Genomic DNA, 17,926 nt, shown 5'->3' on the forward strand with positions numbered 1-17,926 from the left:
TTGGAAAAAAGAATAAAATATGATAAAATAATAATAGGCGCCTAACAAAAAGAAAAAATGCTGGGGTGAGAATAGTGTTTCATCTCTGGGAAAAATTTATAAATAATGAGGAGTTGAATACTTCTATAGTTCGCGAACCCATTTACGAATCATGGGTTCGATGTAAAATATGCAGAATCGATCCTTTTTCGATAACAGGACCTAAACTGTCACCTGGAGATTTAAATCTACTTTTACGGGATAATGCAGGATTACTGCAGGTAGCTACACCAATGATGGAAGATTTATATCAATTTATTAAAGGTTCACGCTTTGTGATTATTCTTGCAGACCGGGAAGGATATATACTTAAGACTTTAGCTAATTCTGCTATCAAAGGGTATCTGACTCGATGTAATGTTATTCCCGGTGCCTACTTTTCCGAACGATATATGGGAACAAATGCGATAGGAACAGCTCTGTACATAGATACTCCTATACAGGTTCGGGGAGAAGAACATTATCTAAAAATTTTCCATTCCTGGACAGGCTCTGCTGCTCCGATTCATTCACCAGAAGGTGATATTATAGGTTGTCTTTGTATTGCCGGTCCTGCTGATGAGACACATATTCATAATTTAGGGATGATTGTATCGACTGTAAATTCTATTGAAAAACAATTTCTTATAAAAAATACAATTAAAGAACTTCAGGAGTTGAATAGCGGCCTATTGGATACATTGGCTCTGGTCTTGGATTTAAAAGATAATTATACGGCTAATCATTCATTTAATGTAATGAATTATTCTAATCAGTTGGCGGAGAAGCTGAACTTATCACCTGAGCAAAAGAAAGAATTACGTTATGCTGCTTTACTTCATGATATCGGAAAAATTGGGATTCCTGATAGTATTTTAAATAAACCATCTCGTTTGACAGATTCCGAGTATGAATTTATTAAACAGCATCCGGTTACTGGTGCAAAGCTTCTTAAAAAAGCCCGGTTTTCACCTGCTATTATCGCTGCAGTTCGTCATCATCATGAATATTTTGATGGCAGAGGATATCCAGATCAGATTACATATAAAGATATTCCATTATACGCGCGGATTATCACTATTGCAGATTCTTTTGATGCTATGACGACTTATCGAGTTTATAGACCTCCAATGACCAAAGAAGAAGCAAAAGAGGAGATCTGGCTCTGTAGACGGAAGCAGTTTGATCCCGAATTAGCAGAAATATTTTTAACATGTGTATAATCCGGTTATATATAGGCTATTTTTTTTATATAATTTATATAAAACAGGAAAATATACTTTAAAAATAGATTTTGTCCAAGTAACTCATTTTTATAAAATTCTTATAAATAAATATTTTTTTAATATAGATATATTTTTGTTTTTTCGATTATAGGTAAAATTTATTCTAATAAATTTACAATTCGGACGAAATGTGTTATAATTAATCTGAAAGGTTATCTTTCAGCCAAAAGCACTCTAATATTTAGTATTATTTTTACAGTTTAAATGGAAAAGGAGTGATAAGAATTGATTCAGGTTGATGACCGGGTACGTTACAAAAATGTTTTAGGTGATTGGGAAGAGGGTGTTGTTATTAAAATAAACAAAACCACTTACCGGATTGTCAACAACAAAAACTTTAAAGTTCTCAGCATTCGGAAAGAGAATGTAGAAAAAATAGAGGAAGAATAACATACTAACATCAGGTGCTCGTATGGGCACCTACTTTTTTTAATATTGTAAAGAAGGAATATTGCGGTTAGAGCAGGAAATATTATTTTTGAAGAATATAAAAATAACAGAAATGGGGTTTGAGAATAGAAAAATGAGAGCTTCATTTTATTCTCAAAAGAAACCAGAACTTTTAGCTCCCGTTGGGAGTTTAGAAAGTTTATATGCAGCAGTACAAAACGGTTGTGATGCTGTTTATCTGGGAGGTAAAGCTTTTAGTGCTAGAGCTTATGCTGCGAATTTAACTATTGAAGAAATTAAAACAGCTCTTGAATACGCACATCTATATGGAGTGCGGGTCTATATAACTATTAATACTCTTTACAAAGATGAGGAACTCACTTCTCTTTTGGATTTTGTTCAAGAGATTTATGAAGCGGGAGCGGATGCGGTTATTTTACAGGATTTAGGTGCTGCCCAACTTATTCGTCAAATTTTTCCCGATCTGGAACTTCACGCAAGTACCCAGATGACTGTTCATAATTTAGAAGGGGCCAGATATCTTGCGAATTTGGGTTTTAAAAGAGTGGTGCTGGCCCGGGAGTTAACTTTAGAAGAGATCAGTAAAATTATTACTAACATATCGATAGAAGTGGAGACTTTTGTCCACGGTGCACTCTGTGTCTGTTATTCAGGTCAATGCCTGATGAGTAGTCTAATCGGTGGTAGAAGTGGTAATCGGGGTCGGTGTGCCCAACCATGTAGGCTTCCTTATCGTCTTGTAGATTTTAATACCGGTAAAGTAGTTGGCTCTGATGAACCATATTATCTTTTAAGTCCTAAGGATATCTGCACTTTGGAAATTTTGCCCGCTTTAATTGAAAGGGGAATTCATTCTTTTAAAATAGAAGGACGGATGAAACGACCAGAATATACAGCAGCTGTTACTGGAATTTATCGTAAATATATTGATCTGGCTTTTAATGATCCTGATAATTATATTGTTGATCCTAAAGATCTAAAAAATCTTACCCAGATATTTAATCGCGGAGGTTTTAGTATTGGTTATTATAAAGGTAAATCTGGAAGCAAAATGATGAGTCTTTTAAGGCCTAAAAATTGGGGTGTAAAAGTAGGAGAAGTAATCTCCTATAATCCGCGCCGTAAGCTTTGTAAAATCCGGCTTTATGACCGACTTGAAGAAGGAGATGGAATTGAAATCTGGACAGAGAAGGGAAAAAATCCAGGAATGATTGTTCCTTCTTCTAACGATTCTGGTGATCTTATTACTCTATCAATCAAGGGGGAAATTAAGAAGGGTGATCCGGTATATCGTACTTCCCAAAAAGAACTACTAAAAAAAATCACCCAATCTTATGCTGATTATCGACGCAAAATTGATATTTTTGGTCAGATTAGTTTTAAAGTAGGAGAACCGATTGTATTAGATCTATGGGATCAGAAGGGGAACTATGTTCAACTTGAAAGTGAGGAACGGGTAGAAAAAGCTAAAAAACAGCCTCTAACCGCAGATAAGGTAAGAGAACAGATTAATAAGCTTGGTAATACTCCATTTAAACTGATAGACCTGAAGGTAAAGATGGATGAAAGTATTTTTGTTCCCATTTCCAGATTAAATGCTTTGCGTCGGAAAGCTATTAAAAAATTAAGTGAGGAACGAATCCGTAATTTCCGCCCTCTGCGACCATTAACAACTATTAATCAGGATGTTCTCACTTTTCCAAAGGCCCAATCTAATAGGTTGCGGGAATTAGCAGTATATCTTAAAGGTGATCACTTTAATCCAGATAGATTTATTGAGGTGGGGATTGATAGGCTGTATCTTGATCTTAAAAAGTTAACTCCTGAAAAAGTTGAAAAGTTAAAAGGTCATAACCGTCAAGTAGAATTAAAAGTCTTTGCTGTTCTTCCCAGAATTGCGCGAAATCAAGAGATGTTACTTATAAAAGAAAGGATTAAAGCATTAGAGGATTCATCCCTTGATGGATTTATTATAGGAAATTTAGGTGAAGCAGAGTTAATAAAGGAGTTTAAAAAACCTTTTATCATTGATTTTTCATTAAATGTTTTTAATAAAGCTACTATAGCCTATTGGACCAGAGCTGGTGCGAAGGGAGTTACAATTTCACCGGAGCTTAACTTAAAGGAAATGAGAGAGTTGAACCAGTGGATTGATATTGAAAAAGAAGTAATTGTTTATGGATATCTCCCAGTAATGATAAGCGAATATTGTCCCGTTGGAGCTTTTAAAGAAGGAAAATATTCATGCCGTGATAATATTCTTTATGGACTGCTAGATAGAAAGGGTATGATTTTTCCGGTATTGACATACTGTAGAAATTGCCGAAGTGAGATTTTAAACTCCATGCCGCTCTTTTTATTAGAGCATATGGAACAGATCATAGCAAGTGATTTTTCAGTTTTTCGGATGAATTTAACGATTGAAGAGGAGGAGGAGGGACTTGAGGTTGTTAAAGCTTATTTAAGTAAACTAAACCATCCAGAACTGCCTTTAAAAGAAGAAGAAAAAAGACTTATTAATAAATTGCAAAAGAAAGGTTTTACAAAAGGGCATTTTTATCGCGGTGTAGAATAGATTTTAAAATAACCCGGTTGAATTAGATTTTTCATAGTATGATTTTACTGCAAAAAGATAATTTTTCGCTTCAAAAGAAATTTTTCGAACCATCTAAAGTTCGATTTGGCACACTAATCAATGGGCCTTCCTGTCTCTTGATTAGCTCATCACATCCTGTGATGAGGCCTTATTTCGAGTGAAATCTCACTGAAATGGTTAAACGAAAAATTTCTATGGTGCTCAAAATTAGCTTTTTGCAGTTTAATTATAGTATGGATTAATTAAGGTGCAATTAACGAGTTCAATTTAAAGGGGGATTAAAGAGATGTATCGAGTTCTTAGAAAATATCCAACAACATTTATTATTCTAGGGTTTATCATATTAGGCTTTTTCTTTGTTACCAAATTGGCCAGTGTAGCAACCTATATAATTATTGCAGGATTTCTGGCATATCTCTTTATCCCGGTTGTTTCTTTTTTTACAAGATATAAAGTTAATCGTCATCTGGTAATTTATACTATATTTTTATTGGTATTGGCCATTTTTATCTTCATTTTCTCGACCTTGATCCCAAAATTGGTTACCCAAATTATTCAATTTGTTAAGGAAATTCCTACAGTTTATGATACCATTTTGGGATTAGTTGAAGAGAATGATATAAAGCTTTTTGAAAAGCTGGAGTTAGAAAACTATTTGCTTCAGTATCGTCCAAATATTATGAGTATAACTACAAAAATTTTGAATATGCTTTCTCAAAAAGCACAGGGGTTTGGAGTTAGTCTAGTTTTTATTCCTCTACTTTTTTTCTATTTTCTCCGTGACTTCGAACATTTTCCAGAACTGATTAATGTAATCTTTCCGAAATCCAGAATCCCTCAAATTCGTGAGTTTTTTTCCGAATATAATCGAATATTATCCTGCTATTTTAGGGGCCAGGTGATTATTGCGATTATTGTGGCTGTTGCAACCTGGATAACTTTATATTTATTTGATATAAATTTTGCTTTGATTATTGCTATTTTAGGTGGCGTACTGAATTTTATACCAGTATTGGGTCCACTAATTGCAGCTATTCCAGCTATTTTACTTTCTTTAGTTAAGTCACCTTTAACGGCTTTATTGGTTGGAATTATTTTATTTTTCATAAATCAAATTACATCTGTGATTATCTTTCCTACTTTAATAAGTAAGCAGGTAAAATTGAGTCCTATTGTGATTATTATCGGAATTTTGGTTGGGGGAGGTCTGGCAGGGATTTTGGGAATCTTGCTGGTTTTACCGTTGATTTTGCTTATTAAACTTTTCTGGTTAAAATTTATTAGACCTGAGCTGGACCAACTTTAATATTAGTCTGAAATTAACCATCTGCATTAGCTAAAGCGTGGAGATTTTTTATAGAAGGGTAGTTTTGATTTAAATTGTAGGCCAGTTTGATTTATAATCCAGATGAATTGGAAAATTTTTTGGTCAAATAAAATTAAAAAAGCACTGAAATTTTTCAGCGCTTTTTTATGAACTTTTTAAATTTAAGTTTTCAAAATATTCTATTTGTGATTTGTATAATCTCTCTCTTTTTTTTGCACAGAGGTCGCATTTACGTTGAGAGCGTTGGGGACAGGTCCTGCATAAACCTTTGGGGTTTTTATGAGTTTTAACCTGGAACTTCATCGGCATTTCTCCTTTCATGATTTAAAATATTCAAAAAATATTATATAATTTTCTAATTGCTTTGTCTATGATAAATATCACATTAAAAAGAAAAAAGCTAAGTCTTATCGACTTAGCTTAATTTTTAAAGTAATTTTCCTTTCTCCATAATCTTTTCACCATCAATGTATAAATCAGGTTTATTGATAATCCCATCCAGGTGACTATCCACTTCAATCTTACCGCCAAAACTTTTATTATCACCAATGGCAATATGAACAGTACCCATTACCTTTTCATCTTCTAATACATTTCCGGTGATGATAGCCTGGTCATTGGTACCTATACCAAGTTCGGCGATGTTTCGTGCATCTTTGCCGTATTTAGCCAGAAGTTCCTCTAACTTTTTGGCGCCTTTGCCTCCGGTAATTTCAGTAACATATCCTTTTTCAACTTTCATTTTGATAGGCTCGTCTAATACACCGATACCAGCCATAGCTCCGTCGACTACAATAACACCTTCTGCTGTACCTTCTACTGGGGCAATATATGCCTCACCAGCTGGAAGATTGCCAAACACTCCGGCTTCAGTATAAATACCGGTATCAGGATGGGCTTCTCTACCATCAATTGACATTGTAATATCTGTTCCTGCTTCAGTTACTATGCGGACTTCTTTTCCACGGGTTAGTTTTTCGGCATATTCAATACTACGTTTTTTTATTTTCTGATAATCAGCTGTGAGTGTACGTTTCATAATCTCTTCTGTAATGCCGGGAAGAGTAGCTCCACGGGTTCCGGCCTGATTAGCTTCTCTTCTGGCCCTGGTGTGGGAAAGAGATTTGGAAGTAGGTGCGATAAAGACGTCAGCAGCTTTCATTAATTCAGCTACTGCCTTAGGTGGTTCTTCTCCGTGGTTACTTCGTTGGATTATTTCAACATAAATTGCTTCTGCGCCCAGGTTTTTGGCCTCTTCCCAGAGAACTTTAGCAATTTTTCGTGATGGTTCATCAGCAATTATTACTACCTGTTCTCCTGTCTTAATTCCTAAACAATCCTTAACAGCTATTTGAGCAGCCTTTTGTAATTCACTCACTATTACTGTACCTCCTTAAGATTATGGTCTTTTAGTTCATATTTGAGGATTTCTCCCCAGGAATGAATCTTTAAAATACCCTTTTGTTCCATTTCCATAAGTAAGGTTTTAGCCAATTCACCGGGTTGTTGAACTTTAACTTTTATTCCTGAAAGAAAACTTCCTTTAACTTCAATATGACGTAATCCTTCTTTCAATACTTTGAATTCGATTTCATCCTTTTCCATCAACATATTTAATAATGCATTCCAGGCTTTCTTTTTAAATTTAATTTGAATCTGTTGGGAGTGGCGTTGAGATTTTACATAACCCCAGGCGTAAAGAACTGAAGTAGCTATGGCAAATAGAAGTATTCCAAGTAAAAAGTTACCCATTTCAGACCAACTCCAATTAAATTATTTTGTTTTTGTATGAATAGATATTAAGCCATTTTTTTTGAGTAAACGAATAAAAGTAATAAGTCTTTCGTATATTGGTGCAGCTTCCTTTGGAAACTTTCTTTCTAATTTTTTGGCAATTTGCCTTATATTCTGCTTACCGTCACACTGTAACCAGACAAAACTACCTATTTTGTCAAGATCTAAAGTAGTCTGCTTGGGTGTTTTAAAAAGTTTTTGAAATAAGCGATCAATCCATGACTGACGATTGATGATTAGAGTTAAATTTCCTTCTTTAGATTTTGTCCATTTTACTTTTTCATTTCTTTTTGGTATCATTTCAAGTAAGTTTCCTTTTAGTTTATTAAAGATTGTCATTTTCCAAAACCCCTTGTTTAAAAAATTTAAGAAACGGGGGATAATATGATTATCCCCCGAAATAAATTCAATTCAATTATAATTTGTTTTTAATGCTTCTTATGCACTGATGTTAGTATTTTGATCAATATCTTCCTCCTTAGCCCACCAGGAGTACATCATCATACTGATTACAAGCAGGGCGAAGAAGATAATTCCACCTAACTTACCAAAAATATTATTTCCGAATCCGAGATTTACGTTAAAGTATGCAAAGATAGCCAGAATAACACCTAGAAGAGCATCTCCAGCAATTAAACCTGAAGCATAGAGAATTCCAGTTTCGCGTTTTGATTTAAAGATGCTATCATTGGCACTGAATTTATTTAATAGACCTCTGATAATACCACCGATAATGATAGGTGTACTGAGATGGATTGGCAGATAGAGACCAACTGCAAATGGCAGAGAACCGATACCGAAGAGTTCAACAATCAATGCAGTAAATACACCGGTTAATACGAGGGCCCAGGGTAGTGTACCTTTCATAACACCTTCAACAACTAAAGACATCAATGTAGCCTGTGGTGCTGCCAGTTCTTTTGAACCAATGGTATAAGCTTCATGTAAGAGAATCAGGGTGAAACCGATTACCAGAGCTGAAACTAATACACCGATAATTTCACCATACTGCTGCTTTCTCGGAGTAGCACCAACTAAGAAACCGGTCTTCAAGTCCTGAGAAGTATCACCAGCAATAGCGATAGCGATACAAACCAGTGCGCCTACACTGAGGGCAGCAATCATTCCAGATTCTCCTGTCCAACCGAAAGCTTTAAAGAGGATTGTAGTAAAGAGCAGAGTAGCAATGGTCATACCTGAAGCTGGATTGGAGGAACTACCTACAATACCAACAATTCTGGAAGAAACAGTAACAAAGAAGAAACCAAAGACCAGTACAAAGAAAGCTCCCAGCGGACCAACAGGAAGTTGAGGTATAAATGCGATTAGTAAGAAGACAATAATAAGCAGACCGATAACCCATTTAATAGGCATATCATCAAAGGTTCTTAAGTTTTTGCCACCAGTACTTTCAGTAAAACCAACAACGGCTCCTTTGAATGAACTCCAGATGGTTGGGATTGATTTTAGTAAGCTTACTACACCACCTAAAGCAACAGCACCAGCACCGATGTATCTAATATAATAATTCCAGATTCCCCAATAACCTAATTCAGAGATGGGTTGAGATGCAGGATAGAAAGGAACAGTTAAGTGCTCACCTAAAGCAGCAATCAGAGGAATGAATACTAACCAACCCATTATACCTCCGGCTAACATCAGAGCAGAAATTCGTGGACCAATGATAAAACCAACACCTAAGAGAGCTGGTAGAACATCCATACCCACTGCAGCACCCTTAAGTCCGGGGATGGACCATTCAATTTCAGTTGGCCATAACTTAAATCCGTCAGCTAATAGTTTATATAAAGCACCAATAAACAGACCGGTAAATACTGTTTTTGCACCGGTTCCGCCTACTTCACCGGCAACCAGTACTTCTGCACAGGCAGTACCTTCTGGATATGGAAGTTTACCATGTTCACCAACAATTAAGTGGCGACGGAGTGGAATCATGAAAAGAACACCAATTAAACCACCTAACAGAGCGATTAAAAACATTTTGAAAATACTAGGTTGAATACCCCAGATGATAAGAGCAGGAATAGTAAAGATAACACCTGCAGCCAGAGATTCACCAGCAGAACAGATAGTTTGTACCATGTTGTTTTCAAGAATAGAATTTCTTTTAAGAATACCTCTGATGATTCCCATAGAGATTACTGCAGCCGGTACCGAAGCACTTACGGTCATACCAACTTTGAGTCCCAGATAAGCATTTGCAGCACCAAAAACAATAGCCATGAGAATACCTAAAATGATAGAAGTGAGAGTAAACTCGGGTAATACCTTTTCGGCTGCAACGTATGGTTGGTACTCTTCACCCGGTATAGCCTCATAAGCAGTAGGATGAAGACCTTTTTTCTTTGTCATTCTAAAAATGCCCCCTTTTTAAAATCTTTTGATAATTCCGAAAATTCTGCCTAAAAATTTGCGGCTCCTGACTTATGTCGTCACCTCCTTATATAAAATCTCACCATAAATATTTTATTATATTTATCAGTTTTTTGCAAGTCCGTTGAGCGGAAAAAATTAATTTTTAACTTAAATTACCAAAAAAATTATTAAATTTCATACCCGGTGGGGAATAATAAATCAAAAAACCACTGACTTTAAAGTTAGTGGTTTTTGTAAATTGAAAAGTATATTTATGATTTTACTCAAAAAGCTAATTTTTCGCTTCAAAAGAAATTTTTCGAACCATCTAAAGTTTAATTTCACTAAGATGGTTAAACGAAAAATTTCTATGGCGCTCAAAATTAGCTTTTAGCAGTTTAATCATTTATATTTTTTGAAAAGGAATTTTAGAGACCATCAAATAAGAAAGAATTAAAATGATGGCTGGATAAAATAAAAAATGATAATCATATCGATTAGTGACTAAAGTAACTAAAGAGAGTAAACCACCTGCTACAGTGATGGGAATTCCCTGAAAAACTCCTGCAAATTCAGTTACATTATATCGGGCCAGACGATATGCACCAGAGATAGGAAAGCATGCAGTCAAAAGATAGCCGATATTACCCAGCTCATTTAAACTTAATCCCCAGGCTATTACTGCCGGAGCTACGCCGAAAGAGATTAAATCAGATAAAGAATCCAGTTCTTTACCAAAATCACTGGTTAAGTTAAATCGACGGGCTACTTTGCCATCTGCGCGGTCTACACATGCCGCGATGATAATTAGAAATGCTGCAATATTAAATTTACCTTGAAAAGCATGTAGCAGGGCCAATATTCCCAAAAAGAGGTTAGTCATAGTCAAAGTACAGGGAATCCAGTGCTTGTTTATGTTAATATGGATCATTTAGAGATCACCCTTCCAATAACAGTTTTACCACCAATAACTTTATCGCCCTGCTGTACCAGAATTTCAACCTTATCCTTGGGTACAATAATCTCAGTACAGGAACCAAACTTAATAAGGCCAAAACGGTCACCTTGTTTTACTATATCTCCCGGTTTTACCCACCAGACAATTCGGCGGGCGATGAATCCGGTAATCTGATGAATCAGAATTTTAATTGTTCCTGTGTTAATTCCTATGGAGTTGCGTTCATTTAATTCAGAAGCATGACTTTTAAAAGCTGGTAACATTTTACCAGGTCGATATTTATGAAAGTCAATTTTACCTCCGATAGGAATACGATTTATGTGTACATTGAAGATGGAAAGGAAAATACTAACTTTAATAGCTTTATCCTTAATATAATCATTTTCATCAATTTCAACAATAGACATTATTTTTCCATCTGCTGGTGAGACTAAAAGATTTTCATCAAAAGGAATTTCCCTATACGGGTCTCTGAAAAAAAAGGTTGTAAATAGTGTTAAAATAAATGGGATTATTGCAATATAAGGATGAAGTAAGTAAGTTATAAGAGTTAAAATTGTAAAAATCAAAATATATGGAATCCCTTCTTTTGCTATTGGTAATTTCATTTTAATTCCAACTCCTTTGCTAATATATAACTGTTCATTTGTATAATATCACAGAAAAGCGGTATAATCAATTCTTTTTAACTAAGTAAATTACGTTTGAGAGAAAGATTTTTTAAGGCATAAATCTGTCTGGTTATTCAATTTCGGTTGTTTTTATAATTATTTTATTATAAAATTAAGATTGATGATCAAAACTAAGGTAAAGAAATATATGGTAGGGAGGTTTACAATGAAGGGATTTTACCATATCATTACATACGGTTGTCAAATGAATGAACATGATTCTGAGAGGTTAGCAGGTCAATTACGGGAATTAGGTTATTCTTCTATTGACGATTATACTAAAGCCGATATTATCATTCTTAATACCTGCTGTGTGCGGGAAAATGCTGAACTTAAGGTTTTTGGAAAGATTGGAGAGTTAAAGGCTCTGAAAAGAAAAAAACCTGATTTGATTATCGGCATTGCTGGCTGTATGATGCAGCAGGAAAATGTGGTTGAAGAATTACTTAAAAAATATCCTCATGTAGATTTGATTTTTGGAACTCATAATATTCATCAATTGGGTGATTTGGTTCGTAAGGTAATTGAGAAAAGAAAGCGGATAGTAGAAGTCTGGGATGAAGGTCGGGAGTTAATACCTGAACTTCCATCTGAACGAAAATCACCTTTCCAGGCCTGGGTGTCTATAATTCTCGGCTGTAATAATTTCTGTACTTATTGCATTGTCCCCTATGTGCGCGGCCGTGAAAGGAGCCGTCCTATGGAAGACATTATCAGGGAAGTTAAAAGATTAGTAGCTGACGGGGTGATTGAAATTACCCTTTTAGGGCAAAATGTCAACTCCTATGGGAAGGATTTTAAAAATTGCAAGGTAGGTTTTGCGGATCTACTTAAAGAATTGGACAAGATTGAAGGTCTTAAAAGGATTCGTTATATGACATCTCATCCGCGTGATTTTTCCGATAAGTTAATTGAAACTATTCGTGATAGTAAAAAAGTATGTGAGCATTTTCATCTACCAATGCAGTCAGGTTCAAGTAGGATTTTAAAGAAAATGAACCGGGGTTATACCCAGGAGAGTTATTTAGAATTGATCAGAAAGATTAGAGAAGCCGTACCTGAGGCCAGTATTACTACTGATTTTATTGTTGGTTTTCCTGGCGAGACAGAAGAAGATTTTGCTGAGACATTGAAGGTTGTTGAGATGGTCGAGTTTGATGCAGCCTATACTTTTATGTATTCACCACGGTCCGGAACCCCTGCCGCAAAATTTGAAGATCAGATATCGGAAGAAGTTAAAAAAGAACGTCTTCAGCGGTTGATGGAACTTCAAGCTGAAAAGAGTTTAAAGAAAAATAAAAAACTTGAGGGACAGATTGTAGAAGTTTTAGTTGAAGGTGAGAGTAAAAGTAATCCCGAACGCTTCCAGGGCCGGACCAGAACCAATAAATTAGTACTTTTTGATAAAAAAGACGAGGATTTGACTGGGAAGTTGGTCAATATCAGGATTAATCGGGCACAAAGTTGGAATCTCTATGGTGAGATTGTCAAAGGTTTTAGAGTTTTGTGATTATCGATGAAGAACAATTGTAAATAGTCACGATGGGGAGTTGTAATTGTAAGGAGGTTTTTAGAGTGGTAAAAAAGTATTTGTTTTTTATTAGTATAATTTTATCTATTATATTTATTTTTGGAATAACTGTAAAGGCTGAGTTACCGGAGATTGAGCTTGAGATTCCAAAATCAATACATTTGAAAGCAGAAAAGATGATCTTTTCTGAGAATGGTGCTAAATTTGCCATTTTATTTCAGGAAACCAGGCCCACAAAAAGGAGGAGACAAGTAATTTATATTTATGATTTTGTTCAGAAAAAATGGTCTAAAGGAGTAGACCTTTCTGAAGGTTTTCCCGAAGAGTTGGAGCCTTTAGCTTTTAATTATGATGGAAGTAGATTGGCTTTTCGTTTAAGAGAAGACTTACTTATCTTAGATACTGTAAATAATAAACTGACCCACCATATTAAAGGTGTAGGCTCTATGACAAAAGCATCATTTTCTTATGATGATCGCTTTTTAGCTTTTTTGATGAATGCAGAATGGGAAGTTCCCACCAGCCTGGTTCTGCTTGATCTGAAAGCATCAGATCAAGAATCTGCTTTGATTCCGTGTGTTGAGTATTCTGGTGAATTGAAGGCTGCTGGCCCAATTACCTGGTCAAAAGATAATAAGCAAATTTACTATGTAGAAGAATACACCTGGGGTACTGTAAATTCTCTGGGGGTGTTAAAAAGATATAGTGTTAACGAAAAAAAGGTGGAAGAGGTCTATGCTTTAAAAGCTTCTTCTTCCAGGGTAACTAAATATTTTTTTAGTCCAAATGGTCAATATCTGGCCATGATTATACGGGAACTGGATGAATCATTACGAAAGAGTCGTTATGGTCTTTTGATTCAAAGGCAGGGTGAATTTGTATACGGGACGATGTTAGAGAATTGGCAGGATGAAGTAGAGTTAGATATAACTGATAACTTTTCGACGGCAGGTTGGATAAAAAATGAGAAATTTTATTGGATAAACCGGGATAAGATGGGATCTAAGTTGTATATTTATAATCTTTTGGAAAAGCAGTTGATAAAGTATAATTTTAAGGAACATATTTATATTGCTCCTGCAGGTATGATAATTAAGCTTGTAAGATGATAATTTATTATATGTTGGTATGGATCTGAAAAGTTCTGGCTTATTTACGACGGGGAATAAATTTAAAAGGAGCATGTTTTTGGATACATGCTCCTGAGATTGTTGATAAACTGTGGGAGCAAGTTATGTGCGCCTCCACTTTTTCAACAACCTGAGGAGCATGTTTTTGAACGCCTGCTACTTTGCCTGTATTATTTCTTTTTATTTTTAATAATTTCTTCCCATTCATTGATAGCTTCTTGAATGGTAGATATTTTTGCCCCATATTTTTTAAGTAAGTCCAGGACTTGTTTTAATTTAACCGGTGAAAAGTAATATTTGTTACCGTCTTCAGCTATTTCGTGGAAAATCATAATCAACCATGCATTCTCATTTTTTGCTCTTTTGATCCAATATTCAATGATATTTAATGAAGTGTTCTTTAACATTACGAGAGTATATTGGTGTGGTTGTTCTTTGACTCCAAAAATAATCAGTTCTTCAGTTCTTGCAGCTCTATAATTATTTTTAACCAGAGCTTCTATGTATGAATTCCAAACAGTCATTGGACTACAAAAGTAGGCGTTATCGAGGGTTATCAGTTTAGCTGCAACAAGAACATTGCGTGAACCAACAATTTCGTCATATAAGGCATTTAAATCTAATTCTTTTAAATCCTGGTGGCTTCGGGAGTGAGAGCCAATCTCCCAACCGGCTTCTTTTAATTCTATAAGTTGTTCTAAACTCATATGATTAGGCCGGTCGATAAAATTGGTAGGCACAAAGATTGTACCTTTATAACCATATGATTCCAGTAAAGGAAACGCATTTTTATAAACTCCTGTATAACTATCATCAAAATGTAACAGTACCCGAAATTGTTGTTCAGTTATTTTTGATTCTTCTTCTGCAATGGCAGATATGTTAAGACTTCCAATTGCAATAATTAGAATGAACATGGTTTTAGCTAAAAATAACCACTTTTTCATAATCGACCTCCATAGATTACTAAGTGTTTTCTTTTTATATAGACTAATCTTACTATCACTTCTCTTTTGGATAGTGCTTTTCCTGCTTTTTTCTCAAATTCTTCCCACTTTTCTTTTACTTTATTTCTCCGAATCTCTGTGATATAATTATTTCTTAGAAACGAAAGACCAAAGGGGTGTATTAACTTGGGAGAAATGACACCAATGATGCAGCAGTATACTGCAATTAAAAGGAAATATATGGATTGTTTGTTATTCTTTCGGATGGGTGATTTTTATGAAATGTTTGGTAAGGATGCTGAGATAGCTTCCCGGGAACTTGAAATCGCCTTAACTTCCCGTAACAAAGGGGGCGGAAAAAAGATTCCAATGGCTGGGGTTCCCTGTCATTCTGCTGATACATATATAGCTCAGCTAGTTAAAAAGGGCTATCGGGTAGCGATTTGTGAACAGTTGGAAGATCCCAGTGAAGCAAAAGGTCTGGTACGCCGCGATGTAGTTCGGGTAATTACACCAGGGACTGTTCTGGATAATATGACTTTAGAAGATGATAAGAATAATTATCTTGGAGCTGCTGTCTTATATCAGGAAAGGGTAGGTTTTGCTTATGTGGATATCTCAACGGGAGAATTTGCTGTAACTGAACTTGAATGGGAAGAAGGTAAAGTAATCGATGAATTATCCAGAGTGCAGCCAGCCGAAGTGATCCTCTCGTCCGAACTTAAAAATAATCCGCGAATTTATACTTTTTTAGTTGATCAATTGGGGGTAGTTGTCAATTCTTTAAAAGAAAATTTTCACTTTAAACAGGCATATCAGCTGTTGATTGATCATTTTCGAACTAACTCCCTGCATGGATTTGGGTGTGAAAAACAGAAGGCTGGGATTATGGCTGCCGGAGCTATTATGGAATTTTTGAATGAAACTCAGAAACGGAATTTAACCCATATCAATTATTTAAAGACTTATTCAACCCAGGAATATATGGTTTTGGATGCAGCAACCCGTCGAAATTTAGAATTGACGGCTACCATTCGTGATGGAAAGCGACGGGGAAGTCTTTTGGGAGTATTGGATAGAACGGTTACGGCGATGGGGGGTCGGAAGTTAAAGCAGTGGATCCATCAACCTTTATTAGATCTGAAGATGATTGAAGAACGACTTGATGCTGTGGATGAATTTATTAATCATCTTTATGAACTTGAAAATTTACGGGAGATTCTTAAAAATGTTTATGATATTGAACGGTTGTTAGGAAAAATCGTTTATGGTTCTGCTAATGCAAGGGATCTTGCAGCATTGAAAAGCTCACTTATTCATTTACCTCAGATTAAAGAATTGCTAAAAAACTTTACCTCATCCCGTTTAAAGAGTTTAGAATCCCAGTTAGATTTATTGTCTGATATAACAGAGTTGATTGAGACTGCCATTGTTGATGATCCACCGACCGGGCTTAAGGATGGTGGATTGATTAAGAAGGGATTTAATGAAGAACTGGATCAATTACGGGAAGCGGCTGCAAATGGTAAAGATTGGATTGCTCTGCTTGAACACAAGGAGAGGGAACGAACAGGGATTAAATCTCTTAAAGTTGGATTTAACAAAGTCTTTGGATATTATCTGGAAGTAACCAAAGCTAATCTGGATATGGTTCCAGATGATTATATTCGTAAGCAGACTCTGGCCAATAGTGAAAGATTTATAACACCAGAGTTAAAAGAAAAGGAGTCTCAGATTCTGGGTGCAGAAGAGAAAAGTGTGGCATTAGAATATGAGTTATTTGTTGAGGTACGAAATCAGGTAGCAAAAGAGGTTAAACGGATTCAGCAAAGCGCAGATGTTCTTGCAGAACTGGATGTTCTTGCTTCTTTGGCCAAAGTGGCCATTGAGAATAATTATTGTCGTCCGACGGTGGATTTGGAGGATGAAATTTTGATTATTAAAGGGCGGCATCCAGTAGTTGAGGAGATGCTGGATGAGCCATTTGTTCCTAATGATACTTATCTTAATGGTGATACTGCTCGTTTTTCCATTATTACCGGGCCAAATATGTCGGGTAAATCCACCTATATGCGACAGGTGGCACTGATTGTTTTGATGGCCCAGATCGGTTCTTTTGTTCCGGCAGAAAAAGCAAAGATTGGACTGGTAGATAGGATCTTTACCCGTGTCGGAGCCAGTGATGATTTAACTACTGGCCAGAGTACTTTTATGGTGGAGATGAATGAGGTAGCCAATATTATTCACCATGCTACTCGAAAAAGTTTGATCATATTAGATGAAGTAGGTAGGGGAACCAGTACCTATGATGGTTTGAGTATTGCCTGGGCTGTGATTGAATATATTCATAATCGGGAGCGGATAGGAGCTAGAACTCTTTTTGCTACCCATTATCATGAGCTAACAGTTCTAGAGGATTATTTAGAGGGAGTTAGAAATTATAATGTCGCTGTTGAGGAAAATGATGAAGAGGGAGTAGTCTTTCGCCATGAGATTGTTCCCGGTGCTGCAGACCAGAGCTACGGGATTGAGGTTGCTCGATTAGCGGGTTTACCTCAGGAGATTTTGAAAAGGGCAAAAGAGATTCTCAACCATCTTGAGACAGAGAATGATCATTCTCTGGTGGAGAGCAAAAAAGAAGTTGCAGCTTCAAAGGAAGTTGTTTTAGAAGAACATTCAGACAAAGCTATTACTGAAGAGCGAAAAGAGGAGAGGAATGTTATAAAGCCGGAACTTAGACAACCTGAGCAAATATCTCTTTTTGCCATGGAGGAACATCCTGTGATCAAAAAACTTAAGGATCTGGATATTATGAATGTAACCCCGCTTGATGCGATTAATATTCTCTATCAATTGAAGAAAGAGGCAGAAGGGAAGTGAT

General features: G+C 35.8%; 15 protein-coding genes. 7 read left to right on the plus strand and 8 right to left on the minus strand.

What is annotated here, in order from left to right:
- The first annotated feature begins 74 nt into the window (after nt 1-74).
- The 4 genes from BBF96_RS04115 to BBF96_RS04125 all read left to right on the plus strand — a co-directional run bounded on the left by BBF96_RS04115 (nt 75) and on the right by BBF96_RS04125 (nt 5,617).
- A complete protein-coding gene (locus BBF96_RS04115) occupies nt 75-1,241 on the plus strand; it encodes an HD domain-containing phosphohydrolase (RefSeq protein ID WP_127015968.1) in 1,167 nt (388 codons plus the stop codon).
- Between the two features lie 288 nt (nt 1,242-1,529).
- On the plus strand, nt 1,530-1,694 hold the full coding sequence (locus tag BBF96_RS16365) for a hypothetical protein (protein ID WP_164730896.1): 165 nt from the start codon (nt 1,530-1,532) through the stop codon (nt 1,692-1,694).
- Between the two features lie 88 nt (nt 1,695-1,782).
- A complete protein-coding gene (locus tag BBF96_RS04120) occupies nt 1,783-4,290 on the plus strand; it encodes a U32 family peptidase (protein ID WP_236777875.1) in 2,508 nt (835 codons plus the stop codon).
- 307 nt (nt 4,291-4,597) lie between these two features.
- Complete coding sequence (locus tag BBF96_RS04125) at nt 4,598-5,617, plus strand: AI-2E family transporter (protein ID WP_127015969.1); 1,020 nt, start codon at nt 4,598-4,600, stop codon at nt 5,615-5,617.
- Between the two features lie 448 nt (nt 5,618-6,065).
- On the opposite strand, the gene BBF96_RS04130 is transcribed toward BBF96_RS04125, so the two are convergent.
- From BBF96_RS04130 to BBF96_RS04155, 6 genes are all read right to left on the minus strand, one after another.
- Complete coding sequence (locus BBF96_RS04130) at nt 6,066-7,019, minus strand: aminopeptidase (RefSeq protein ID WP_127015970.1); 954 nt, start codon at nt 7,017-7,019, stop codon at nt 6,066-6,068.
- Nucleotides 7,019-7,390 carry a hypothetical protein gene (locus tag BBF96_RS04135; protein ID WP_127015971.1) on the minus strand — a complete coding sequence of 124 codons (372 nt, stop codon included), beginning with the start codon at nt 7,388-7,390 and terminating at the stop codon, nt 7,019-7,021. The genes BBF96_RS04130 and BBF96_RS04135 overlap by 1 nt, the downstream gene beginning before the upstream one ends.
- Before the next feature lie 21 nt (nt 7,391-7,411).
- The gene (locus tag BBF96_RS04140; protein WP_127015972.1) at nt 7,412-7,771 is read right to left on the minus strand and encodes a PqqD family protein; all 360 of its coding nucleotides are present in this window, start codon (nt 7,769-7,771) and stop codon (nt 7,412-7,414) included.
- 99 nt (nt 7,772-7,870) lie between these two features.
- Entirely contained in the window at nt 7,871-9,805 is a 1,935-nt protein-coding gene (locus BBF96_RS04145) for an OPT family oligopeptide transporter (RefSeq protein WP_127015973.1), read from the minus strand.
- A gap of 409 nt (nt 9,806-10,214) precedes the next feature.
- Nucleotides 10,215-10,739, minus strand: coding sequence for a CDP-diacylglycerol--serine O-phosphatidyltransferase (gene pssA / locus BBF96_RS04150; RefSeq protein WP_127015974.1), 525 nt, complete (start codon nt 10,737-10,739; stop codon nt 10,215-10,217).
- Nucleotides 10,736-11,374, minus strand: coding sequence for a phosphatidylserine decarboxylase family protein (locus BBF96_RS04155; RefSeq protein ID WP_127015975.1), 639 nt, complete (start codon nt 11,372-11,374; stop codon nt 10,736-10,738). Before BBF96_RS04155 ends, pssA begins: the two co-directional genes overlap by 4 nt.
- 184 nt (nt 11,375-11,558) lie before the next feature.
- Between BBF96_RS04155 and miaB the strand changes: the two genes are divergently transcribed.
- Complete coding sequence (gene miaB, locus BBF96_RS04160; RefSeq protein ID WP_418655001.1) at nt 11,559-12,947, plus strand: tRNA (N6-isopentenyl adenosine(37)-C2)-methylthiotransferase MiaB; 1,389 nt, start codon at nt 11,559-11,561, stop codon at nt 12,945-12,947.
- A 65-nt stretch (nt 12,948-13,012) separates the two neighbouring features.
- Nucleotides 13,013-14,077 (plus strand): hypothetical protein, encoded by a 1,065-nt coding sequence (locus BBF96_RS04165; RefSeq protein ID WP_127015977.1) that lies wholly within the window; start codon nt 13,013-13,015, stop codon nt 14,075-14,077.
- A gap of 40 nt (nt 14,078-14,117) precedes the next feature.
- Here BBF96_RS04165 and BBF96_RS04170 read toward each other — a convergent pair whose 3' ends face one another.
- Complete coding sequence (locus BBF96_RS04170) at nt 14,118-14,306, minus strand: hypothetical protein (protein WP_127015978.1); 189 nt, start codon at nt 14,304-14,306, stop codon at nt 14,118-14,120.
- A complete protein-coding gene (locus BBF96_RS04175) occupies nt 14,269-15,045 on the minus strand; it encodes a polysaccharide deacetylase family protein (protein WP_127015979.1) in 777 nt (258 codons plus the stop codon). The genes BBF96_RS04170 and BBF96_RS04175 overlap by 38 nt, the downstream gene beginning before the upstream one ends.
- A gap of 186 nt (nt 15,046-15,231) precedes the next feature.
- On the opposite strand from BBF96_RS04175, the gene mutS reads away from it, so the two are divergent.
- Entirely contained in the window at nt 15,232-17,925 is a 2,694-nt protein-coding gene (gene mutS / locus BBF96_RS04180) for a DNA mismatch repair protein MutS (RefSeq protein WP_127015980.1), read from the plus strand.
- Nucleotide 17,926: the final 1 nt, after the last annotated feature.

The sequence above is a fragment of the Anoxybacter fermentans genome (genome assembly GCF_003991135.1).
Lineage (GTDB): Bacteria > Bacillota > Halanaerobiia > DY22613 > DY22613 > Anoxybacter > Anoxybacter fermentans.

Coding starts and splice junctions, on each gene's coding strand:
- BBF96_RS04155 (WP_127015975.1), bottom strand. CDS start 11,374: ATGAAATTACCAATAGCAAAAGAAGGGATTCCATATATTTTGATTTTT.
- BBF96_RS04170 (WP_127015978.1), bottom strand. CDS start 14,306: ATGAATGGGAAGAAATTATTAAAAATAAAAAGAAATAATACAGGCAAA.
- miaB (WP_418655001.1), top strand. CDS start 11,559: ATGATCAAAACTAAGGTAAAGAAATATATGGTAGGGAGGTTTACAATG.
- BBF96_RS04125 (WP_127015969.1), top strand. CDS start 4,598: ATGTATCGAGTTCTTAGAAAATATCCAACAACATTTATTATTCTAGGG.
- BBF96_RS04135 (WP_127015971.1), bottom strand. CDS start 7,390: ATGGGTAACTTTTTACTTGGAATACTTCTATTTGCCATAGCTACTTCA.
- pssA (WP_127015974.1), bottom strand. CDS start 10,739: ATGATCCATATTAACATAAACAAGCACTGGATTCCCTGTACTTTGACT.
- BBF96_RS04140 (WP_127015972.1), bottom strand. CDS start 7,771: ATGACAATCTTTAATAAACTAAAAGGAAACTTACTTGAAATGATACCA.
- BBF96_RS04145 (WP_127015973.1), bottom strand. CDS start 9,805: ATGACAAAGAAAAAAGGTCTTCATCCTACTGCTTATGAGGCTATACCG.
- BBF96_RS04175 (WP_127015979.1), bottom strand. CDS start 15,045: ATGAAAAAGTGGTTATTTTTAGCTAAAACCATGTTCATTCTAATTATT.